Source organism: Mycobacterium persicum, from assembly GCF_002086675.1.
Lineage (GTDB): Bacteria > Actinomycetota > Actinomycetes > Mycobacteriales > Mycobacteriaceae > Mycobacterium > Mycobacterium persicum.
In genome coordinates, this window is sequence record NZ_MVIF01000063.1 from 12009 (window position 1) to 34849 (window position 22841).

The 22841-nt window shown below is 66.1% G+C and carries 19 protein-coding genes; 9 read left to right on the forward strand and 10 right to left on the reverse strand.

Annotated elements, in window-relative coordinates; translation table 11 throughout:
- Positions 1-19 precede the first annotated feature (19 nt).
- The gene (locus BST40_RS18175; protein ID WP_075547957.1) at positions 20-625 is read right to left on the reverse strand and encodes a GNAT family N-acetyltransferase; all 606 of its coding nucleotides are present in this window, start codon (positions 623-625) and stop codon (positions 20-22) included.
- Between the two features lie 177 nt (positions 626-802).
- Between BST40_RS18175 and BST40_RS18180 the strand changes: the two genes are divergently transcribed.
- The 3 genes from BST40_RS18180 to BST40_RS18190 all read left to right on the forward strand — a co-directional run bounded on the left by BST40_RS18180 (position 803) and on the right by BST40_RS18190 (position 3948).
- Positions 803-1888, forward strand: coding sequence for a F420-dependent hydroxymycolic acid dehydrogenase (locus tag BST40_RS18180; protein ID WP_075547958.1), 1086 nt, complete (start codon positions 803-805; stop codon positions 1886-1888).
- Between the two features lie 377 nt (positions 1889-2265).
- A complete protein-coding gene (locus BST40_RS18185) occupies positions 2266-2487 on the forward strand; it encodes a hypothetical protein (RefSeq protein ID WP_075547959.1) in 222 nt (73 codons plus the stop codon).
- Positions 2488-2649: 162 nt separating this feature from the next.
- The gene (locus BST40_RS18190; RefSeq protein WP_208618913.1) at positions 2650-3948 is read left to right on the forward strand and encodes an acyl-CoA dehydrogenase family protein; all 1299 of its coding nucleotides are present in this window, start codon (positions 2650-2652) and stop codon (positions 3946-3948) included.
- A 10-nt stretch (positions 3949-3958) separates the two neighbouring features.
- On the opposite strand, the gene BST40_RS18195 is transcribed toward BST40_RS18190, so the two are convergent.
- Positions 3959-4414, reverse strand: a complete 456-nt coding sequence (locus BST40_RS18195; protein ID WP_075547961.1) for a MaoC family dehydratase — start codon at positions 4412-4414, stop codon at positions 3959-3961.
- 321 nt (positions 4415-4735) lie between these two features.
- Here BST40_RS18195 and ag85C point away from each other — a divergent pair, with 321 nt between their 5' ends.
- Complete coding sequence (gene ag85C / locus BST40_RS18200) at positions 4736-5731, forward strand: diacylglycerol acyltransferase/mycolyltransferase Ag85C (RefSeq protein WP_075547962.1); 996 nt, start codon at positions 4736-4738, stop codon at positions 5729-5731.
- A gap of 107 nt (positions 5732-5838) precedes the next feature.
- Here ag85C and BST40_RS18205 read toward each other — a convergent pair whose 3' ends face one another.
- The 5 genes from BST40_RS18205 to BST40_RS18225 form a co-directional block, all read right to left on the reverse strand.
- Complete coding sequence (locus tag BST40_RS18205) at positions 5839-6525, reverse strand: YoaK family protein (RefSeq protein WP_089025209.1); 687 nt, start codon at positions 6523-6525, stop codon at positions 5839-5841.
- A 92-nt stretch (positions 6526-6617) separates the two neighbouring features.
- On the reverse strand, positions 6618-7976 hold the full coding sequence (locus tag BST40_RS18210; RefSeq protein WP_083155045.1) for a maltokinase N-terminal cap-like domain-containing protein: 1359 nt from the start codon (positions 7974-7976) through the stop codon (positions 6618-6620).
- 46 nt (positions 7977-8022) lie between these two features.
- Complete coding sequence (gene treS / locus BST40_RS18215) at positions 8023-9837, reverse strand: maltose alpha-D-glucosyltransferase (RefSeq protein ID WP_075547994.1); 1815 nt, start codon at positions 9835-9837, stop codon at positions 8023-8025.
- Positions 9838-9946: 109 nt separating this feature from the next.
- On the reverse strand, positions 9947-11020 hold the full coding sequence (locus BST40_RS18220; protein ID WP_075547965.1) for a S1C family serine protease: 1074 nt from the start codon (positions 11018-11020) through the stop codon (positions 9947-9949).
- A gap of 155 nt (positions 11021-11175) precedes the next feature.
- Positions 11176-11625 carry a nuclear transport factor 2 family protein gene (locus tag BST40_RS18225; RefSeq protein ID WP_075547966.1) on the reverse strand — a complete coding sequence of 150 codons (450 nt, stop codon included), beginning with the start codon at positions 11623-11625 and terminating at the stop codon, positions 11176-11178.
- A gap of 81 nt (positions 11626-11706) precedes the next feature.
- Here BST40_RS18225 and BST40_RS18230 point away from each other — a divergent pair, with 81 nt between their 5' ends.
- The 3 genes from BST40_RS18230 (at position 11707) to BST40_RS18240 (ending at position 15030) form a co-directional block, all read left to right on the forward strand.
- Positions 11707-12114, forward strand: a complete 408-nt coding sequence (locus BST40_RS18230; protein ID WP_075547967.1) for a TIGR03668 family PPOX class F420-dependent oxidoreductase — start codon at positions 11707-11709, stop codon at positions 12112-12114.
- Between the two features lie 283 nt (positions 12115-12397).
- Positions 12398-14554 (forward strand): elongation factor G-like protein EF-G2, encoded by a 2157-nt coding sequence (locus tag BST40_RS18235; RefSeq protein WP_083155047.1) that lies wholly within the window; start codon positions 12398-12400, stop codon positions 14552-14554.
- A gap of 8 nt (positions 14555-14562) precedes the next feature.
- Positions 14563-15030 (forward strand): DUF2231 domain-containing protein, encoded by a 468-nt coding sequence (locus tag BST40_RS18240; protein ID WP_075547969.1) that lies wholly within the window; start codon positions 14563-14565, stop codon positions 15028-15030.
- A 7-nt stretch (positions 15031-15037) separates the two neighbouring features.
- On the opposite strand, the gene BST40_RS18245 is transcribed toward BST40_RS18240, so the two are convergent.
- A complete protein-coding gene (locus BST40_RS18245; protein WP_075547970.1) occupies positions 15038-16636 on the reverse strand; it encodes a FadD7 family fatty acid--CoA ligase in 1599 nt (532 codons plus the stop codon).
- A 272-nt stretch (positions 16637-16908) separates the two neighbouring features.
- Here BST40_RS18245 and oxc point away from each other — a divergent pair, with 272 nt between their 5' ends.
- A complete protein-coding gene (oxc, locus tag BST40_RS18250; RefSeq protein WP_083155049.1) occupies positions 16909-18669 on the forward strand; it encodes an oxalyl-CoA decarboxylase in 1761 nt (586 codons plus the stop codon).
- On the opposite strand, the gene BST40_RS18255 is transcribed toward oxc, so the two are convergent.
- Positions 18653-19585, reverse strand: coding sequence for a LysR family transcriptional regulator (locus BST40_RS18255; protein ID WP_075547972.1), 933 nt, complete (start codon positions 19583-19585; stop codon positions 18653-18655). The genes oxc and BST40_RS18255 overlap by 17 nt on opposite strands.
- Positions 19586-19846: 261 nt before the next feature.
- Between BST40_RS18255 and BST40_RS18260 the strand changes: the two genes are divergently transcribed.
- Entirely contained in the window at positions 19847-20602 is a 756-nt protein-coding gene (locus BST40_RS18260; RefSeq protein WP_075547973.1) for a L,D-transpeptidase, read from the forward strand.
- 370 nt (positions 20603-20972) lie between these two features.
- Here the strand turns inward: BST40_RS18260 and BST40_RS18265 are convergent, their stop codons facing one another.
- Positions 20973-22745: an NRAMP family divalent metal transporter gene (locus BST40_RS18265; protein WP_075547974.1), complete on the reverse strand. Its 1773-nt coding sequence runs from the start codon at positions 22743-22745 to the stop codon at positions 20973-20975.
- Positions 22746-22841: the final 96 nt, after the last annotated feature.

Here is a 22841-nt window from a genome sequence, read left to right on the forward strand (position 1 = left end):
CTCGGGCCGGGCGGGATGCTCAGCGGGGTTCGCGCCACATCGGCCAGATCGGCGGCCCGCCGTGCGGCAGCATGATCTCGCCGGTGACGGTGAATCCGAAACGTTGGTAATAAGGGATGTTTTCGGGTTTCGAGGACTCGAGATAGGCCGGGCAGAACTCGGCGTCACAGCGGTCCAGCCGCGACCGCATCAAGGCCTGACCAAAGCCGCGTCCACGCACGCCCGGGTCACTGCCGATGACGGCCAAGTACCAGTGCGGTTCTTCGGGATGCGCGCGCTTCATCGCCTCCTGGACGGCGCGTGCGGTCGCTCCACGAAAGCCGAACACCCGCAAGAATGCCGGGGTCATGGCCAGCTCCGCCCGGCGGGTCTCCCGCCATTGATTCGGCGGATCCCACAGGGCGGCGGCGCCGACGCCGGCGCCCTCGCACGCCACCTCGACGCCGCCGCGGGGCAGATGGTGGTGGCGGGTCATCGTCGCGAACACCCGATGCAGGTGCGCGAGCCGGGACTTGTCGTGGGGAAGCAACCACCTCATCACCGGGTCGTCATAGAAGGCGCGGGCCAGGGTTCGGGACAGAACGCGGATGTCGGCCTTGTGCGCTGGACGCGCCTGGGGGGTCACCAGCCCAAACTAGTGGTAGCGCCGACGGATCGGCCAATCCACCTCCTTGCGTGCCCGATCGGCCATGCCAGTTCGGACCAGCCCCGTGCGCAGCGGTGCGCCGACGACTGTCGCAGCCCGGCCGGCGTGAGGCAAGCTCGATGGTGTGACAGGTCGCGTGACGGGTAGTCGGAGCCGATGACCGGCATCTCGCGACGGACGTTCGCCCGACTGGCCGCCGGAACCGGCGTGCTGGGGACCGGCGCGATATCCGCCGGATGCGGCACCCGGGGCGAGTCGACCGGCCCCACGCCGTCGCCGGCCAGGGGCATTGGAGTCGTGTTGTCCCACGAACAATTCCGCACCGATCAGCTGGTGGCGCAAGCCCGGGCCGCCGAAAATGCCGGGTTTGGGTACGCGTGGACCAGTGACCACCTTCAGCCGTGGCAGGACAATCAGGGTCACTCGATGTTTCCCTGGCTGACCCTGGCGTTAGTGGGTCAAAGCACCACCCGTATCTCGTTCGGCAGCGGGGTGACCTGCCCTACCTACCGCTACCATCCGACCACGGTGGCCCAGGCATTCGCCTCGTTGGCAATGCTGAGTCCGGGCCGGGTGTTCTTGGGGCTCGGCACTGGTGAGCGACTCAACGAACAGGCCGCCACCAACACGTTCGGCTCCTACCGGGAGCGCCACGACCGGCTGGTCGAGGCCATCAGGCTGATCCGCCAGCTGTGGAGCGGTGAGCGAATTTCGTTTGACGGACGTTATTTTCAGACGAACGCTCTAAAACTCTACGACCTGCCCGCCACGCCACCGCCGATCTTCGTGGCCGCCAGCGGTCCCAACAGCGCGGAGCTGGCCGGCCGGCACGGGGACGGTTGGATTACCCAAGCCGGCGACCTCAAGAATCCGCGGCTGCTCGCCGCGTTCGCCGCGGGCGCACAGGCCGCCGGGCGTGACCCCGCGAATCTCGGCAAGCGTGCCGAGCTGTTCGCTGTCGTCGGTGACCACACGGCGGCCACCCGGGCCGCCGGCCTGTGGCGATTTACCGCCGGGGCCGTCGATCAGCCGAACCCGGTGGAGATCCAGCGTGCCGCCGAGTCGAACCCGATCGAAAAGGTGCTCGCCAACTGGGCCGTCGGCACCGACCCGTCGACCCATATCGGTGCGGTACAGGCGGTGATCGATGCCGGTGCCATACCGTTTCTGCACTTTCCGCAGGACGACCCCACCGTCGCCATCGAGTTCTACGGCGCAAACGTCTTGCCCAAGTTGCGCTAGCGAATCGGACGGGTGCGCACCGCCCCCGCAGGGATCCGAATGCTCTCGTGCCCGCCTATGCGCGACAATTCTGTTGCGAGCCTGGGCTTGTCGCTACTAGGCGGGCACAACCAGTAGCGCCTTCCCCGCAGACTCCTGTGGTACCCGGAGACTCCTGTGGTAGATGTGACTTCCGCCCCGGCGCGCGGTCACCGGCCCAGCCGGCTCCCCTCGGCCGATCCGAGGCCCACGCCCAAATACTGCGGCGTTGCTTAGCCAGCCTAAGCCGAAGTGCCTACCCGACAACGCAAATCGGCTCCATCGGAGCCGTTTGAACATCGCGCGGGTGGGTAGCTCAATGGGTGTCGCTACTGATACCGACGGAGGGAGGACCACCGGTGAGCATCGAAACAGGTCATGTGACCGGCACCCGCGACAAGACTTACAACCTGATCTGGTACACCGAACAGTGCCTGGACAACGCGCTCCGGCTGGAGACCTACATCGAAGACGCCGAGCGTGACGGCGACCGCGAGACGGCCGACTTGTTCCGCAAGGCGCAGGCCGACAGCCGCAAGGGTGCCGAACTGGCGAAACAGCTTCTCGCACAAAGACTCTGATTGCTTGGCGACTTTCGAACGGTCCGGGTCGCGACACGAAAACTGTGGCCGCGATCCGGGTCCGCGGCATAGCATCCTTGCCTGACCCACCACCGCCCTTACGATGGGGTAGCTCCATCAACGATGCCGGTGCGACACTGCGCCGGGGAACGGTTGGCGACGGTGTGGGATTTCGAAACAGAGCCGCAGTACCAGGCGAAACTCGACTGGGTTGAGAAATTCATGGCCGACGAGGTCGAGCCGCTGGATCTGGTCGCACTCGACCCGTATGACAAAAAGAATCCCGAGACGATGGCGGTCCTGCGGCCGTTGCAGCACCAGGTAAAGGACCAGGGGCTGTGGGCCGCACACCTGCGGCCGGAACTCGGCGGCCAAGGCTTCGGCCAGGTCAAGCTGGCACTGCTCAACGAGATCCTCGGGCGCTCGCGGTGGGCGCCGTCGGTGTTCGGCTGCCAGGCGCCGGACTCCGGCAACGCCGAGATCCTCGCGCTCTTCGGCACCGAGGAACAGCAGGCGCGCTACCTGCAGCCGCTGCTGGACGGCGAGATCACGTCGTGCTACTCGATGACCGAACCGCAGGGCGGCTCGGATCCCGGCTTGTTCGTCACCGCCGCGACCCGTGACAGCTCAGGTGACTGGATCATCAACGGCGAGAAGTGGTTTTCCACCAACGCCAAGCACGCGTGGTTCTTCATTGTCATGGCCGTCACCAACCCCGAGGCCCATACCCACGAGAAGATGTCGCTGTTTATCGTTCCTGGCGAGACACCCGGCATCGAGATCGTGCGCAATGTCGGTGTGGGCTCGGAGTCTTCCAGGCATGCCAGCCACGGCTACGTCCGCTACAACGACGTGCGGGTGCCGGCAGATCATGTGCTGGGCGGGGAAGGCCAGGCGTTCATGATCGCGCAAACCCGACTCGGCGGTGGCCGCATCCATCATGCAATGCGAACAATTGCGTTGGCGCGCCGGGCCTTCGACATGATGTGTGAGCGCGCGGTATCACGTAAAACCAGACATGGGCGATTGGCCGACTTCCAGATGACCCAAGAGAAGATCGCCGACAGCTGGATTCAGATCGAACAGTTCCGGTTGCTGGTGCTGAGAACTGCGTGGCTGATCGATAAACACCACGACTACCAGAAGGTCCGCCGCGACATCGCGGCGGTGAAAGTCGCGATGCCGCAGGTGCTGCATGATGTGGCGCAGCGCGCCATGCACCTGCATGGCGCGCTGGGGGTCTCCGACGAGATGCCGTTCGTCAAGATGTTGGTCGGCGCCGAATCACTGGGCATCGCCGATGGCGCCACCGAGCTGCACAAGATGACGGTGGCGCGGCGCACCCTGCGCGAATACGAGCCGGTGACAACACCTTTCCCGTCACAGCACATCCCGACCCGCCGGGCGGCGGCCGAGGCGCGACTGGCCGAGCGCCTCGAACATGCGATCGCCGAATTCTGACGGCGAGCGCTCAGGAGATGTAACGAACGACGCTTTCGGCCACGCATGCGGGCTTGGGCGAACCCGCTATCTCGATCGTGGTAGCCACCGTGGCCTGTACGGCGCCGTTACCGAGGTCTTCGACGCCGACCAACGAACTCTGCGCCCGTACCCTGGAGCCGACGGGCACCGGCGCGGGAAAGCGAACCTTGTTGAGTCCGTAGTTGATTGCCAGTTTGATCCCTTTGACCGTGTACATGTCATGCTGCAGCCGCGGCAGCAGTGACAGCGTCATGAAGCCGTGGGCGATGGTCGTGCCGAACGGGCCTTTGGCCGCTCGTTCCGGATCTACGTGGATCCATTGGTGATCACCAGTGGCATCGGCAAACAGATTGACGTCTTCTTGAGTGATGGTCACCCAGCCGCTCTGCCCGATGGTCTCACCCGCGGCAGCGGCCAGGTCGGCAACGGACTCGAAGGTGCGCATGAATGTCTCCTCTGGTCGGGAGTAAGCATAGATCGGGTCGGGCTGCCGCCCATTCACAGCAGGCTAGGCTAGGAACCGCGCCTTGCTGACACCACAAACAGGGTCATTTCCCATGACCTCACGAGAACGCTCCTCGGCCGCCGGTGCGCGGCAATCGTCAACTCGACGAGCCGATTCCGGGCCGACGCCCAATCGTTAGCCAACCGCGATGTCGCGCTTCGGCGGTGACAGACCCGTCACGGCGCCCTGCTGTGTTTCACTCGCCCAAGACAGGTTCGACCGCGACACGCGGCAGACGAGAGTTGGGATGGGTTACAAGCCATGAAGTTCGTTGAAAAGCTGCGTGGCGCAGCGAAAACCATGCCCCGCCGGCTGGGTATCGCGGCAGTGGGGGCCGCCCTGCTATCCGGTGTGGTCGGCGCCGTCGGCGGCTCGGTGCCCGCGGCCGCGTTCTCCAGGCCGGGCCTTCCAGTCGAGTATCTGCAGATCCCGTCGCCGTCGATGGGCCGCAACATCAAGGTCCAATTCCAAGGCGGCGGAGCGCATTCCGTCTACCTGCTGGATGGTCTTCGCGCACAGGACGACTACAGCGGTTGGGATATCAACACCCCCGCGTTCGAGGAGTTCTACCAATCCGGCCTGTCGGTGGTCATGCCCGTCGGCGGCCAGTCCAGTTTCTACAGCGACTGGTACCAGCCTTCGCAGGGCAACGGTCAGAGTTACACCTACAAGTGGGAGAGCTTCCTCACCAGGGAAATGCCCGCCTGGCTGCAGGCCAACAAGGGCGTTTCACCGGTTGGCAATGCGGCGGTGGGCCTTTCGATGTCGGGCGGTTCGGCGCTGATCATGGCCGCGTACTACCCGCAACAATTCCCGTACGCGGCGTCGTTGTCGGGGTTCCTCAACCCGTCCGAGGGCTGGTGGCCGACGCTGATCGGGCTGGCCATGAACGACTCCGGCGGTTACAACGCCAACAGCATGTGGGGCCCGTCCACCGACCCGGCGTGGAAGCGTAATGACCCGATGATTCAAATTCCGCGACTGGTAGCCAACAACACTCGAGTCTGGGTGTACTGCGGCAACGGCACCCCCAGCGACCTCGGTGGCGACAACATGCCGGCCAAGTTCCTTGAGGGCCTGACGCTGCGCACCAACCAAACCTTCAGGGACACCTACCTGGCCTCGGGCGGTCGCAACGGCGTGTTCAACTTCCCGACGAACGGAACGCATTCATGGCCCTACTGGAATCAGCAACTGGTCGCCATGAAGCCGGACATGCTGCAGGTGCTCAACGGCCCCGCCGCCCCTGCCACGTGAGACCCGGCTAATACCCGAGCCAGCATCGGCAGCAGCGCACACGGCCAGCGCTGCTGCCGATGTTCGTTACGCTCACCCGCCGATCCGGGTGATCCGGCTGATCCGGGTCAGGATTCCTTCACCAACGTCCGCCGGTCGGAGTGGAAATACGTGTAGCCCGTGGTGACCGCGCAGACTATCGTCGCCACCGCCAGCATCTGGGATCCGCCGACCACCAAGCTGATAACGCCTCCGGCCGCAGCACCGAGGCTGAAGCTGGCGTACAGCAAGAAGTAGCCGAGCCAGTCCTCCACCTTCCCGCCGGCCAGGTGACGTTCGATGCCCTGACCCATCTTGACCAGGGTGCCCGTCACGTAACTCAACGGCACCGACACCTCGCCATCCTTGACGAACGATGTGTTCAACGCGCCAATCCCAAACACCACGAACAGAATCGGGACGAAATCAAGCAGGGTCTGTTCCCATCCACCCAGGAGAATGTCAAGCGCGGTGGCCGCCACCAGACTGAAAGTGGTCAGCACGGTGGGGCCGTGCGGATGATCGACCCAGAAATGGCGGCGGCATATCGAGGCAACCACCACACCGGCGACAAAGCACACGATCAACAACGACGCTGTTATCGTCAGCCACACATCGTCGCGGAAGACTCCCAGCACAGCTCGCTGCGCATTGCCGGTCATGAAAGTCACGAAGTAGCCGGCGGAGTGGGTGAACGCCGTGGCCCCCAGCACCCCGGCCAGCCCGGCCAGCACCCAGGACAACCTCGCTTCGCTGTCGTAAGTCTCTTTCCGCACACGAGCATGCTTCCAGAGACTCGCGGGGTCCGCAGATATCAGCCGGTCACCCCAGCTCGCAGACCACGCCGGGCAACCGCGGAAAAGCCTGCTCAGGCGGTCAGCCGGGCGATCGAACGCAACGGAATCGGCAGCCATCCGGGCCGATGCCGCGCCTCGTAGCCCACTTCGTAGACCGCCTTGTCCAGTTCGTAGGCGGCCAACAGCTGCGCCGAATCCCGGGGGTCGGTCCCCGATGCCGCCGCATAGCCCTCGCAGAACGCGGTCCGATTGCGCTCGACCCATTCCCGGGCGCGGGCCGCCAACTGCTTGTCGGTGGCCTGGTCCACCAACGGCCCATAGGCGGCGTACTCGAAGGAGCGCAACACACCGGCCACATCACGCAGCGCCGAATCAGGTGCTCGCCGCTCATCCAGCGGCTGACCCGGCTCGCCTTCGAAATCGATCAACAGCCAGCTCTCCGGGGTCCGCAACACCTGTCCTAGGTGCAGGTCGCCGTGGATCCGCTGAACGGTGACGGTCTCGCCGGCCAGCTTCTGGAATCGCTCTTCGATCGTCGCCGCGTACGCCTCCAGCTCCCCAACCGCCGCCACGGTCGACGACAGCCGCGCCAACACGGTGTCCACCGGGAACGGCGCCTGGGCCGTTCCCAGGCACTCGGCCAGGGTGGCGTGCACCGACGCCACCGCCTCGCCGAGCCGGTAAGACTCGCCGGCGAAGTCTCCGCCGACTTCGTGGGCATACAGGTCGCCTTCGGCGAACAGATCACGGACGCTGGCGGTGGCCATCGCCCAGCCCTCGGCGGCGTTGGAGGCGAATTCGGTCACCATGCCCAGCGGACACGCCTGCTCATTTGCCGCCGAACTGCCGGCGTCCGGCCCGGCCATCTCGTATGTTCCCAGCAACCGTGCTGCGTGCGGGTTACCGGCACGGCCGAGCACCCGGTTCAATTCGATATCGGGGTTGATGCCGCTGGAGACGCGCCGAAACACCTTGAAGATCGCACGCCGATCGAAGATGACGCTCGTGTTGCTCTGCTCGGCATCGGAGACGTGCGGCGCCGCGTTCAACGGCAATTCGATGTCTGGTTCTTTGGCGAATGTCACTTCCACCCCGGATGCAACGCGGATGGCTGACGAGTCGATCAACGACAGCAGAAACGGCGGCGCATCGGTGTCGTAGAGGGCGTCGAAGCCCGTCCGGTCTTCCGCGGCACCGATCGTTGCCACGGTGCTGTACTCGGACACCGGCGCCGCGTCCCATCCGACGATCACCTGGTAGCGCTCCGCCGAACCGTCGGCGTAGTCGGCGTCGACGAGCACCAGGTCGAGATCGTTCTTCAGGGGGACGACCACGCTGACCTCTGCGCGGGACAGTTGGCGGTTGCGTCCGGCGTACCACCGTTGCTGTGGCAGCCACTCAGACCAGGGCAGCTTGGCTGGCAGGCTCATGCGCGCCGCTCCTCTTCGCTTCGCTTCGCATCGTCACCGGCGCGGATCATGCGTTCTCCTCGGTTCTGGACAACTGGAACCAGTAGAAGCCGTGGCCCGGCAGGGTCAGCAGGTAGGGCAGGTGGCCGATACGGGGAAACTCCACATGCCCGGTGAGCTCGATCGGTGTGTAGTTGTTCCATTGCTGCAGGTTCAGTTCGATGGGCTGCGGGAACCGCGAGAGGTTGTTCACGCACAGCACCACATCACCGTCTCTGCCGTCACCGCCGCCTCTGCCGTCCCGGCCCGGTGTTTCCCGGACGAAAGCCAGGACCGACGGGTTGGACCCGCCCAGTTCCTGGAAGGATCCGACGGCGAACGCCTGGTGGCGCCGCCGCACCGCAAGCATGGTCCGGGTCCAGTTCAGCAGTGATGTCGAGGTGTCGCGCTGCGCCTCGACGTTGACCGCCTGGTAGCCGTAGACCGGATCCTGGCTCGGCGGCAGGTAGAGCCGGCCGGGGTTGGCTGTGGAGAATCCGGCATTACGGTCCGGTGTCCACTGCATCGGGGTCCGCACGCCGTCGCGGTCCCCCAACCAGATCACGTCGCCCATGCCGATTTCGTCGCCGTAGTAGAGCACCGGTGAGCCCGGCAACGAGAGCAGCAGCGCGTTGAACAATTGGATCTGGTTGCGGTCGTTGTCCAGCAGCGGCGCCAGCCGGCGGCGGATGCCGACATTCGCCTTCATCCGCGGATCCTTGGCGTACTCGGCGTACATATAATCGCGCTCTTCGTCGGTGACCATTTCCAGCGTCAACTCGTCATGGTTGCGCAGGAAGATCCCCCATTGCGCCATATCGGGTATCGGCGGCGTCTGCGCCAGGATCTCTGAAATCGGGAACCGCGACTCGCGGCGGACGGCCATGAAGATACGCGGCATCAGCGGGAAGTGAAAGGCCATGTGGCATTCGTCGCCGCCGGTGGTGGCGTCGCCGAAGTATTCGACGACATCGGCCGGCCACTGGTTGGCCTCGGCCAGCAGCACCCGGCCGGGAAATTCGTCGTCGACCACCTTGCGGACCCGCTTGAGGAAGGCGTGCGTCTCGGGCAGGTTCTCGCAGTTGGTGCCCTCGCGCTCGAAAAGGTAGGGGACCGCGTCCAGCCGGAACCCGTCGATGCCCAGGCCCAGCCAGAAGCGCATGACGTCGATCATCGCCTCTTGAACGGCCGGATTGTCGTAATTGAGGTCCGGCTGGTGGGAGAAGAAGCGGTGCCAGTAGAACTGGCGGCGGACCGGGTCGAACGTCCAGTTCGACTCTTCGGTGTCGACGAAGATGATCCGGGCGTCGGTGTACTTCTGGCTGGTGTCGCTCCACACGTAGTAGTCGCCGTAGGGCCCGTCGGTGTCGCGGCGGGATTCCTGGAACCACGGGTGGGATTCCGAGGTGTGGTTCATCACCAGGTCGGTGATGACCCGGATTCCGCGGCGGTGGGCGGCATCGACGAGGGCGACGAAGTCGTCGACGGTCCCGAACTCGGGTAGCACCTTGTAGAAGTCGCGGATGTCGTAGCCGCCGTCACGCAACGGTGAGTCATAGAACGGGGGCAGCCAGATGCAGTCGATGCCGAGCCATTGCAGGTAGTCCAGCCGGTCCAGGAGTCCACGCAGATCACCCGAGCCGTCAGCGCTGGAATCGTAGAACGCCCGGACCAGTACCTCGTAGAAGACGGCGTGCTTGAACCAGGTCGGGTCGGCGGGAAGCGCGGCGGCATTGCCGAAATCCTTGGCATCGGGGTGCTCGACCACACCTCCTTCGACATGGCTGCCCTCGGCGGGATGGTGCGCAGCATCGTGCCGGGAGGCTTCTCTCGCGTCGTTCATCAACTCCACGATGCCACGGGTACCCGAGGTGGAACTTCGGGAACCATGCGGGCAAACACTGCCGGCGCCAACCGAATTCGCCGGCCGGCAGTGATCATCCCCGCATAGCTCAGGCCGGCGGCCCTTCCGCCAGCGTCACGTTCTCGGTGCGCGCGACCCCTGATTTGGACAGCCAGCTGATCGAGACGACGTCGCCGGGATGATGCCCGTTGAGCACATCCGACAAGGCGGTAGCCGAACTGATCGCGATGCCGTCGACCGCGGTAACCACGTCGCCGTTGGAAATCCCGATCGACGCGGCGGGCGCGGTCCCCACCACTCGCTGCACCCTGGCGCCGTTGCCGTTGTTGTCGACGACGCCGAGGCCGAGGAACGCGGTCGGTCCGACGTGCACCGTGGGCGACCCGCCTCCGGAGCGGATCTGGTTGGCGATCGCCATCGCCTGGCCGATCGGAATGGCAAAGCCCTGCCCGCCCTGAGACAGCTGGAAGTTGTCGGACGCGGCCGTGTTGATGCCGACAACCTGCCCCTGGTTGTTGACGATCGGCCCGCCCGAATCGCCGGGCCGGATCGCGGCGTCGACCTGGATCAGCCCGTTCAGCGTTTCTTCGGCGCCGGTGAGCGCGTCCGAGGCCTGGACGGTCTGGTTGAGGGCGACCACCCGTCCGGGCACCGCGCGCGGCGTTCCGCCCTGCCCGCCGGTGTTGCCCAGCGCGACGATGGGCTCACCGATCGACACCCCGCCGCCGATCGCGGCGGTGGGCAAACCGCCCGCACCCCGCAGCTGCAGCACCGCGATGTCCTGGGTGCGGTCATAGCCAACCACGTCGACGCCGTAGGTTTGGCCGTTGCCGACGTCGAACGCGCTGATGTCGGTGGCGCCCGAAATCACGTGGTTGTTGGTCAGCACGACACCGTTGGGATCGATGACGATGCCGGTGCCGGCTCCTACCGCGTTGTTGTAGCCCAGCTTGGTGTTGATGTTGACGATCTGCGGCCCCACCTGGCCGACCAACGCCGACGGGTCGAGCGGCAGCGACGGGTAGTCAGCGAACCGGTCCAGCGCGAATGTGGACGGCGCCGCCGATGCCGGCGCCGGCGGTGTGGCCAGACCCAATCCGAGCACGGCCAATATGGCGACCAGCCATGGCCACCTCACCGGATGGTGGCGAACGTTGCTCATCCCGTAACCTCCTGCGTCGGGGGAGAAGCTGAATTGTCCCAGCCTTAAGGTCCGGGCAGCACAACTTTGTCTACATCTACCGTAGTCCAAATACCCACCTCGGCAGGCCGCAAGACTTCGAGCGGCCAAAATTGTCGATATCGCCTATACCTGTTCTAGGCCTGCTTAATGCCATAACTCAGATGGTGACTGATATCACCGACCATGTCGATGAGAGTCAGGTCGCGGTAGGAAAAGCGCCAGCTGCCCTCGACGCATTCGAAGCGGTCGTGATAGCGGCCCGTAACAATGGCCTGCAGCGGAAAGTCCTCGGTCTGCTGCAGCACCGTGTAGTAACTGCGGCATTGCGCGGTTCTGGCGTGCCCGTCGATCTCGATGATCGGATTGGTGACCACATGCTTGGTTCGGGGTGTTCCGTCGGGATACAAGACGATCAGCGACTTCCAGATCCTCAGCAGCCCTGCCGCATCGATGGTGTCGTGGCCGGCAGCGTCGATCCGGATGCGAGCGTGCTCGAACAGCGCGGCCGCCTCGTCCAATTCGCCGGCGTCGACGCACTCCGCATAGCGGTAGAGGAGATTGGCGATCTGCGTCTGCGCCGGCATGGGGTAACGGTAGCCCGCACACCGGGATTTCCGTGGCAGCCGGCCCGAGCCGAGCGGCAGCCCGGCCTTTAGGCTGAGCCGGTGGGCGAATTCGACCCGAAGGCCGCCTTCTCGCAATCCCCGGTGGCGCGGTTGGCCACGATCACGCCCGCGGGCACGCCACACCTGGTGCCGGTGGTTTTCGCGGTGGACCGGGACCGCATCTTCACCGCCGTCGACGCGAAGCCGAAAACTACCCGGCGGCTGCAGCGCCTCACCAATATCAATAGCAATCCGCACGTCAGCCTGCTCGTCGATCATTACGACGACGACTGGACGCAGTTGTGGTGGGCCCGGGCCGACGGAGTCGCCGCGATCTATCACGACGGTGCGGCCATGCACACCGGATACCGGCTGCTGCGCACGAAATACCCTCAGTACCAGTCGATTCCGTTGGACGGGCCGGTGGTCACCGTGTCAGTACGGCGTTGGTCCGGCTGGCACAGCTGACCCGGCTGCCCGTCGGCCACACCCGTCACACTGGTACCAGGGCAGCATAGCCTGGCTTGGAGAAGCACTAGCGCATTTCCCGCGGAGGTGGCAGTCGGCGGGCACCGGACCGGCCGACCCCCGAGCCGACGCCACAGCACCTCCGTCGCACCGCATCGGCCGGGCCTTGTGCTGGGCGGCGGTTGGGGGAAAAGTTGCTACTGCGTCCTGTGGGCTGGAGCACACCGCTTACGGGAGTGGGCGGGCTTGGATTCCTGACACCCGGAAGAACTGGAGGAAAATCATGGCCGACAGAGCGAGTGCCTCCCAGGGGGCGGGAGCCGCACCCACCGCGGACGGCCCGGACGCGGTTCGCAACGTGGTGCTGGTGGGCCCATCAGGCGGCGGCAAGACCACCCTCGTCGAGGCCTTACTGGTCGCGGCCGGAGTGCTGTCCCGGCCCGGATCGGTCACCGACGGCACCACGGTCTGCGACTACGACGACGCGGAGATCCGCCAGCAGCGCTCGGTCGGGCTCGCGGTGGCCTCGCTGTCACACGACGGCATCAAGGTGAACCTCGTCGACACCCCTGGATATGCCGATTTCGTGGGTGAGCTGCGCGCCGGGTTGCGAGCCGCGGACTGCGCGCTGTTCGTGATCGCGGCCAACGAGGGCGTCGACGAGCCCACCAAGTCGCTCTGGCAGGAATGCAGCCAGGTCGGCATGCCACGCGCAGTGGTGATCACCAAGCTGGACCACGCCCGGGCGAACTATCCCGAGGCACTGGCCGCCGCCCAGGACGCGTTCGGCGACAAAGTCTTACCGCTGTACCTTCCCGCCGGACCCGCCGGTGACGGCCTGATCGGATTGCTGTCACAAATCCACTACGAGTACGCCGGCGGCAAGCGCGCCGCGCGCCCCCCGGACCCATCGGACGCCGATCGGATCGAGGAGGCCCGCGGCAGTCTGATCGAAGGGATCATCGAGGAGTCCGAGGACGAGTCGTTGATGGAGCGCTACCTCGGCGGCGAGGATATCGACGAATCCATCCTGATCCAGGACCTGGAGAAGGCCGTTGCCCGCGGCTCGTTCTTCCCGGTGATCCCGGTGTGCAGCGGCACCGGCGTCGGCACCCTGGAACTGCTGGAGGTCGCCACCCGCGGCTTCCCGTCTCCGATGGAGCACCCGCTACCGGAGGTGTTCACCCCGCAGGGCGCCGCACACGCCGAGTTGGCCTGCGACGTGAGCGCGCCCTTGCTCGCCGAGGTGGTGAAGACGACGTCCGACCCCTATGTCGGCCGGGTCAGCCTGGTGCGGGTGTTCTCCGGAACCATCAAGCCCGACGCCACGGTTCATGTGTCCGGCCATTTCTCGTCGTTTTTCGGCGACCAGAACGGGTCGGCGAACACCCATCCCGACCACGACGAAGACGAACGCATCGGTCCGCTGTCTTTCCCGCTGGGCAAGCAGCAACGCCCCGCGACCGCCGTGGTCGCCGGCGACATCTGCGCCATCGGCAGGCTGAGCCGCGCGGAAACCGGCGACACCCTGTCGGACAAGTCCGAGCCCTTGGTGCTGAAACCCTGGACGATGCCGGAACCCTTGTTGCCCATCGCGATTCAGGCGCACGCCAAGACCGACGAGGACAAGTTGTCGGTCGGCTTGGGCCGTCTTGCCGCCGAAGACCCGACATTGCGGATCGAGCAGAACCAGGAGACCCACCAGATCGTGCTGTGGTGCATGGGTGAGGCCCATGCCGGCGTGGTGCTCGACGGGCTGGCCAATCGGTACGGCGTCACCGTGGACACCGTGGAGCTGCGGGTACCGCTGCGGGAAACGTTCGCCGGCAAGGCCAAAGGCCACGGCCGTCACGTCAAGCAATCCGGTGGCCACGGCCAGTACGGGGTGTGCGACAACGAGGTGGAGCCGTTGCCGGAGGGCTCCGGGTTCGAGTTCGTCGACAAGGTGGTCGGCGGCGCGGTGCCACGCCAATTCATTCCGAGCGTGGAGAAGGGTGTCCGCGCGCAGATGGAAAAGGGGGTGCTCGCCGGTTACCCGGTGGTGGACTTGCGGGTCACCCTGCTCGACGGTAAGGCCCACAGCGTCGACTCCTCCGATTTCGCCTTCCAGATGGCCGGTGGACTGGCATTGCGAGATGCGGCCGCGGCGACCAAGGTGATCCTGCTCGAGCCGATCGACGAGATCTCGGTGCTGGTGCCCGACGATTTCGTGGGCGCGGTGATGGGCGATCTGTCCGGGCGCCGCGGCCGCGTGCTGGGTACCGAGACCGCCGCCAACGAACGCACGGTGGTCAAAGCCGAAGTGCCTCAGGTCGAGTTGACCCGGTATGCCATTGACTTGCGCTCACTCGCCCATGGCGCCGCATCGTTCACCCGCACGTTCGCCCGATACGAACCGATGCCGGAATCCGCTGCGGCCCGGGTGAAGTCAACCGCGTAGCCGGCCTCATGTCGACGGTTGACGGACTACCGGCCCACATATTGCTCAACCATCTGGTCGTCGTGCTGGGTCCGTTGGCGGCGATCCTGGCGATCATGTGCGCGCTATGGCCGGCCGCCCGCCAACGACTGGTCTGGCTGACGCTGGCCCTGGCCGTCATTACGCTCGTCGTGACCCCGTTGACCGCGGACTCGGGCGAGTGGTTGGCCGGCAAGATCGGCCAGTCGCCGGCGATCGACAGCCACGCGAACCTCGGCCAAACCCTGTCCTACTTCGCGGTTGCACTGGCGGCGACGATGGTCGCGCTGGCGGTCGTCCACCTTCGCCGGGCCCGCGGACGCGCGGTGAAACCCGTAGTGCAGCTGGTGGTCATGCTGTTGGTGGTGGCCGCCGCTGCCGCCACGCTGGTCCAGACGTATCGCGTCGGCGACTCCGGCGCGCGAGCGGCGTGGGGTTCGGTCACGTCGTCGCGGTGACTCCGGGTTACGCCGGCGGACCGAACCGTTGGGCCACGGCGCGACGGTCGAGCGAACCTTTCGCGGTGTGCGGCAGCTCGCTCGCCAGCTCGAAGGTTGCCGGAATCTCGAAGGCCGCCAAGCGTTCCCGGCAGAACTCGGTGAGTTCTTCGGGAGTCGGCGCGGGCTGGCGAGGCACGATCACCGCCGCGACGGCCTCACCGTAGAGCGGGTGGGGAACGCCGAAGACGGCCGGTTCCAACACGTTCGGATGGGTGGCCAGCACGTGCTCGACGCGCTCCGGCGATATTTTCTCGCCGCCGCGGTTGATCAGCTCTTTGATCCGGCCACGGATGCTCAGGTCGCCGTCGGCCGACAATGTCCCCAAATCGCCGGTGCGCAGCCAACCGTCGGTGAAGTTGGCTTCGGTGATCTTCGGGTCGCCGAGGTAGCCACGCACCACGGTGGGGCCGCGCAGCCAGACCTCGCCGACCTCGCCGGGGCCGACGGGCGCTCCGCCGGACCCGACGATCCGGATCTCGGGCCCGGTCGAGTTGCCCACCAGACCGGTTGACACTGCCGGGTTTTCCTCGTCGTCGGGGCTGGTGGTGGCCACCTGGTGGGTGGCCTCGGTCATCCCGAACGCGCACACCACCGGCGCGCTGAACTCAGCGTGCAGCGCCTGCGCCGTCTCCGGGGTGAGCGGGGCGCTGCAGCTGCGGATGAAGCGCAGGGCGGCTTTGGTGCCGGACGGTTCAGTTTTGGCACGCTCCAACAGGATCTGGTGAATGGTCGGCACCGCCGTGTACCAGGTGGCGTGCACCGCGTCGATGTCGTCCCAGAAACTGTGCGCCGAGAACTTCCCGCGCGCCGGCAGCAACACCGCGCCCCCGGACGCCAGCGTCGACAGCAACGCGGCCATCAAGCCGTGACCGTGGTACAGCGGCATCACCGCGACCGTCGCGTCCTGCGGACCCAGCCGATACCCGGCGATGATCGCCCGGATCGAACTGGCGATGTTTCCGTGGGTCCACGGGACCATCTTCGGCAGGCCCGTCGTCCCGCCGGTGAACATGATCATGGCGTCGTCGGGCCGCAGCCCCTCGGGTGCGGCCGTGACCGGCTTCGGTTCCCCGGCAGCCTCCAAACGGACCGATAGGGCCCCGTCATCGCGGCCCACGCTCACCGCCACCGGCCACCACCGGATCGCCGAATCTTCCCCGCTGTCGGGACCGTTGCCGTCCACCAGCACCACACGTGCTCCAGCAGCCTCGGCGCGGGCGCGCTGGTCGCCGACGGGTAACGCCGGGTCCAACGGAACCACGACAAGATCGGCTCGAGACGCGGCCAGCAGCGCGACGACGAATTCGGCGTTGCTGCCGGAACGCAGCGCCACCCGGTCGCCCGGCAAGAGACCGGCCCTGGTCAACTGCCCGGCCAGGTCGTCGGCCAGCCGGATCACGTCACGGTAGCTGATCGCGACGCGGTCGGCGGTCACGACAAGTGCGACGGCCTCCGGCCGCCGGGTTGCCGCCACCATCACCAGATCGGCAATCCGCGGACTCGACGATTCGGTGGGACCATCGGCCGCGAACTGTTGCGCCACCGTCTTGGCGATCGATGACATCGCACGCTCCTCTCGGGTGTTGCCGGTGCCGGATCGGCTCTTGTATGGCCACCCTGCCGGTGACAATGCTTCTTGTCCAATACCGATCCGCTACCGCTCGATAGCCGGAACCTATCGAATGCACCCGGTCGGTGGCCAGGGTCAATAGACAACGTAAATCACTGAATAGCGCCCCGGTCTTGGACACAGCCCCGGCACTGGAACAAAGTGATGACCGAGCCATTCGCGGCCCGGAGCACTCCGGTCCCCCTCAGACACGAGGAGTCGCCACCATGACCATGCAAGCGGCATCTCCCGGCGCAGCGCCGGATGGACCGGCCAGTGTTCGCCTGACCGATGGCTTTCACCTCATGGTGGAGGCCCTCAAGGCCAACGACGTCGACACCATCTACGGGATCGTCGGCATCCCCATCACCGACCTCGCCCGCACCGCCCAGGCCGCTGGGATCCGTTACATCGGCTTCCGTCATGAGGGCTCGGCCGGCAATGCGGCCGCGGCCGCCGGTTTCCTCACGGCGCGTCCCGGCATCTGCCTGACGACGTCGGGCCCCGGCTTTCTCAACGGCCTGCCCGCGCTGGCCAACGCCACCGCAAACTGCTTCCCGATGATCCAGATCTCGGGTTCGAGCCGGCGGTCCATCGTGGACCTGCAGCGCGGCGACTACCAGGAGATCGACCAGCTCAACGCCGCCCGGCCATTCGTCAAGGCGGCCTACCGGATCAACCGGGTGGAGGACATCGGGCTCGGGGTCGCGCGCGCTGTTCGCACCGCGATTTCGGGCCGGCCGGGCGGTGTCTACCTCGACATCCCCGGCGAGGTGCTCGGTCAGGCACTGGAGGTCTCCGTTGCCGCCGACAGCATCTGGCGGCTGGTCGACCCGGCACCGCGACAACTTCCCGCGGCCGAGGCGGTCGACCGCGCCCTGCAGCTACTCGCCGCGGCCCGGCGGCCGCTGATCGTGCTCGGCAAGGGCGCGGCATATGCCCGGGCCGACAACGTGATTCGCGAGTTCGTCGAGACCACCGGAATTCCGTTCCTGCCCATGTCGATGGCCAAGGGGCTACTGCCCGACTCGCATCCGCAGTCCGCTGGCGCGGCCCGCTCGCTGGCCATCGCACGGGCCGATACCGTCGTGCTGGTCGGTGCCCGGCTGAATTGGCTTCTGGGCCATGGCGAGTCGCCGCAGTGGGCGGCCGACGCCAAGTTCATCCAGGTCGATATCGCGGCGTCGGAGTTCGACAGCAACCGGCCGGTGGCGGCACCGCTGACCGGTGACATCGGCTCGGTGATGTCGGCGCTGCTGGACGGCCTGGCCGGACGTCCCATCGCGGCGCCGGCGGAATGGACCGGCGAGCTGTCGGATCGCAAGGCGCGCAACGACGCCAAGATGCGCGAGCGGCTGGCCGAAGACCCGCACCCGATGCGGTTCTACAACGCGCTCGGCGCCATTCGCGCCGTGCTGCAACGCAATCCCGATGTGTATGTGGTCAACGAAGGCGCCAACGCGCTGGATCTGGCCCGCAACGTCATCGACATGCAGTTGCCGCGACACCGGCTCGACACCGGTACCTGGGGGGTGATGGGCATCGGCCTGGGCTACGCGATCGCTGCCGCGGTGGAGACCGGCCGCCCGGTCGTCGCGATCGAAGGGGACAGCGCATTCGGCTTTTCGGGCATGGAAGTCGAGACCATCTGCCGGTATCGACTTCCGGTGACCGTGGTCATCCTCAACAACGGCGGCGGCTACCGCGGTGACGAAACGGCGGTGGCCGGCAGCGATCCGGCGCCTACCGTGCTGAACGCTCGCGCGCGTCACGAGCTGATCGCAGAGGCTTTCAGCGGCAAGGGATATCACGTCACCACCCCATCGGAGCTGACCGCGGCACTGGCCGACGCGCTGGCGTCGGGGGGACCGTCGATCATCGACTGCGAGCTCAGCCCGGCCGCCGGTGTGGAGAGCGGACACCTGGCGAGCCTGAACCCCACCAGCGCGGCCACCGCCCCGCCGGCGCCGGTCAGCGCCGGCGGCTGATTCCCGACATCCGCGCGTCGAAGAACTCGCCCAGGTCCAACTCCTGCGCAGCTGCGACGAGCGCGCGGGCGACGGGTGATCCCGGGCCGGCGGAGTTGGTGGCCAAACCGATCTGGGCTTTGCGAATGGGATCGACCAACGGGACCGGACGAATCTCGCCGCCGGTCGGCGTGGTCCATAGCCAGGTGTGCGGAACGATGGACGCCCAGTTGCCGGTGGCCACCTGAGCGATAAGCGAAGCGACAGAGTCCGTCTCGACCTGGGGGCTGACCGTGATGGCATGCTCGGCGAAGGCGGCGTTGATGATCTGGCGATCCCGCATGTCCGGCGAGAGCAGCGCCAGCGGCAGTTGCGCGGCGTCCGGCCAGCGCAGCGTCGACGCGCCCGCGGGCACCATGTCGGGCGGCACCAGCAGCACATAGCGCTCCTCGTAGAGCGGCACCACATCGATGTCGCGGCTGTCTGCTGTTGTCGGATGCACAATGATCGCGTCGAGTTCGAAGTCACGTAGCCGGCGGTACAGCTCGGTTGCGGCCAGCCGGGAGCAGATTTGGGCCTTGACCAACGGGTGCGCCGAGCAGAAACCGGACAGCACCAGCGACGCCGTCGTCGACGCGGACGGGACCGTGCCCAACCGCAGCGTCCCGGTGATACCGGAGCGCACCGCGTCCACCTCGGCCTTGAACGCGTCGTGCTCGGCCAGAATCCGCTTGGCCCACACCACCAACCGCTCCCCCTCGGGAGTCAGGCCCTCGAAGCTATGGCCGCGGTTGATCAGGGTGACGTTGAGTTCACGTTCGAGCTTGGCGATCGCCGACGACAGCGCGGGTTGTGAGACGTAGCACTTCTCGGCCGCCCGGGCGAAGTGACGCTCCTGGGCGACCGCCACGAAATACTCCAGCTGACGAAAGAGCACTTACACCTCCTCGGCGGTGGAGCACGATTTCGCTGAGGCTAACGTGTCGTCGGCCAGTCAGCCAATCTCAGCGGGCTGGGGGCCGGCTACAGCGCAGGTGCCGGCTGCGCCGCAGACTCAGGCAAGGCTGGCGACGGACCGCTACCATGACGACCGGAGCAAAGCCGGACCGGCGGTCCGAGATGTTTGCTGCAGCACGTAGCGGGTACACAGCCCTAGAATGCGGTTGTGTTGATTGCACCGTCCCGAAGGGTGACCGTCATGCGCCACGCAGTTCGTTATCTGTTCGTTATGGTCGCAATCACGACGATGGCCCTGACCGGGTCGGGCGCTCTGGCGAGCGCCGCGGTACCCCTGCCGCAGCCCGTTCCCGGAGTCGCCGCAGTGTTGCCGGCCAACGGTGCAGTGGTGGGCGTGGCACACCCGGTGGTGGTGACCTTCAACGCCCCGGTCCTCGATCGCCGCGCGGCCGAACGGACCATTCGTGTCACCTCCCCCAGTAACATGACCGGACATTTCGAGTGGGTCGACAGCTTCGTCGTGCAGTGGATTCCCGATCACTACTGGCCGACCCATAGCCACATTTCGGTGGGTGTGCAGGAGCTGACCGACGGCTTCGAAACCGGAGACGAGCTGCTCGGGGTGGCCAGCATCTCCGCGCACACGTTCACCGTCAGCCGAAACGGAGAGGTGCTGCGCACCATGCCGGCGTCGATGGGCAAGCCCAGCCGTCCGACTCCGATCGGCAACTTCAGTGCGCTGTCGAAAGAGCGCACTGTGGTGATGGATTCACGCACCATCGGTATTCCGCTGAACTCTTCCGACGGGTATCTGATCACCGCGTCCTACGCGGTTCGGGTCACCTGGAGCGGCGTATACGTGCACTCGGCGCCGTGGTCGGTCAACTCACAGGGATACGCCAACGTCAGCCATGGCTGCATCAACCTCAGCCCGGACAATGCCGCCTGGTACTTCAACACCGTCAACGTCGGTGACCCGATCGAAGTGGTCGCCTAAGCCTAAGACGCATAGCTTGGCGTCTGTTTTCGCCACGTTGAGTCCTGCCCGTGTTGGTCAAAACTCTTGTATGGCCGGTGTTCGGGGGATGTCGCGTGCTCACCGGATCGACTGTCATGCCGCCGCATCGAGTGAGCGCTGCCGGCTTTGAGAGTGGATGTAGAGGGGGGAGCATCCGCGATCGCCCTCCCTGGCGGCACCCTCGGCGCCAGCAACACACACTGGAAACGGACATCGGAGCGAACATGGCGGGGTCGCCGAAACACCTTTTCAGCCTCAACCCAGACCACGCCGAGCGCAACCACGCGACCAACCGCACCAGCACCCGATTTCCCTCTCCCCACACCGCGGCGCGTGTGCTGGTACCGCATCAGCCCAGGCCGGCCTCGACGACCTTGACAATGACCAGCACGACCGCCACCACCAGGTAGCCGCGCAGGGTAAACAGACCCGCACGACGGGCCGGTGACATGGTCGGGCGGGTGATGGTGGCCAGATCGGGGGTACGCCAGTTCGCCCGGTCCTGCCGGCGAACAGCACGCCGCTCGGCGCGGGTCAGCAGTGAGGTGTCGTCGAGTTCGTCGACGTCTTGCGGATCCAGGCCGCCACCGAATGCCTGCGAAATCGTCTCCGCTTTGCGGCGAGCGCCCCTGCGCCGGCTGGCGATCAGCACGGCGGCGCCGCCGACGATGCCGGTCGCCGCTCCGGCCCCGAGGCCGGCCACCAGGGTGGTGGTGGATAGGTGCGGGAAGAACGTCGCCGCGGTCAACGCGAGCGACAGCAACACCAGACACCACACCGTCGACCAGGCAACGATGTTCTGCCGCAACGTGTTTGTCCATGGCCCCAGAACCGCGCGGTCATTGCACAGCAGGACCAGGAACACGGTCGCCGAGGGCAACAGGATGCCGGCGAGCGCCTGCACGCCCTGGGTCACCAGGCCCAGGACCTGATCGGGACTAAAAGCAATTGCGGCCGACACCGCAAGGAGGACGGCGTAGCCGCCGTAGAACAGTGGCGCTTCACTGACTTTCCAGTGCAGTGAGTGCCGCTTGCCCATCGAGTCACCGACGGCATACGTGGTGGCCAGGCCGATCGCGTTCGCTCCGATCAACGACGCGTCGAGCAGGATGATCGCGAACAGCATGCCCACCGTGCCGCTGAAGTGGTTGGCCAGGCCCGTCGCCACCGCTCCCGCGTCGGTGAAGTGCCCGGCATCCGCGGAGCCGGACAATCCGAACGCGGTCACCGCCATCAGCGCTGTCGCGCCGACCATCACGACGACGATGCCGAGCACCAAATCGGCTCGCGCATAAGAAATCCACTGTGTGGTGATGCGCTTGTCGACCACGTTGGACTGCTGGAAGAACAACTGCCATGGTGCGACGGTGGTGCCGACGATCGCGACAATCAGCAACAGCACGGTGGCGTCGAGTCCGCCTGGGAACTGCGGCCGCAATCCCTCGACGGTCCCGGTGAGGGTCGGGTGCACCAGCAGCGCCATCGGAATGATCACCACGTTCACCGCGATTAGCAGGAACATCATCGCTTCCCAGCGGCGGAACGACCCGCCGGCCACGACGGCGAACAACAGCACCGCGGCGGCCGGAACAGCAATGACCTTGGGACAACCCAGGAAGCCGAGTGCCATTGATACGCCGATGAATTCGGTGACGATCGTCAGCGCGTTGAGAATCAGCAGATCACCGACGCTGAATGCCCCCCAGAATTTGCCGAAGCGTTCGAATATCAACCGCGCGTGCCCAACCCGCGCGACGGCACCGAGCCGCAGCACCATCTCCTGGTTTACATACAGCACCGGGATCAGCAACGTCAGCGTCCACAACAGTTTCATCCCGTAGTCTTGCCCGGCCTGTGCGTAGGTCGCGACACCGCCGGCGTCGTTGTCGCCAACCATCACGATCAGGCCCGGACCACTGATGATCATCAACGTCCGCAGGCGCGCCCAGCGTCCGCGGGTTGCGCCATCGCCGTCGCGAGGTATCCGCCCGAAGGCACCGACGATGTCACCACTGTGTGCCGTGTCCGCCACCGCGGTGTCGGCTACGACGGGAGTCGGCGGGGTTTGGGCGGGCGAGCGACCGGGCGGGCCACCGTGGCGCCGGGTGGTGATCGAAGTCATCGGATTACTCGCTATCTGAGTGAGGTTGGCATGGCGGGCGGGCCGATTCGGCGGGCGGGCGCCCGATCGACGCCTGCCCGCTGAATCGGTTAGAGA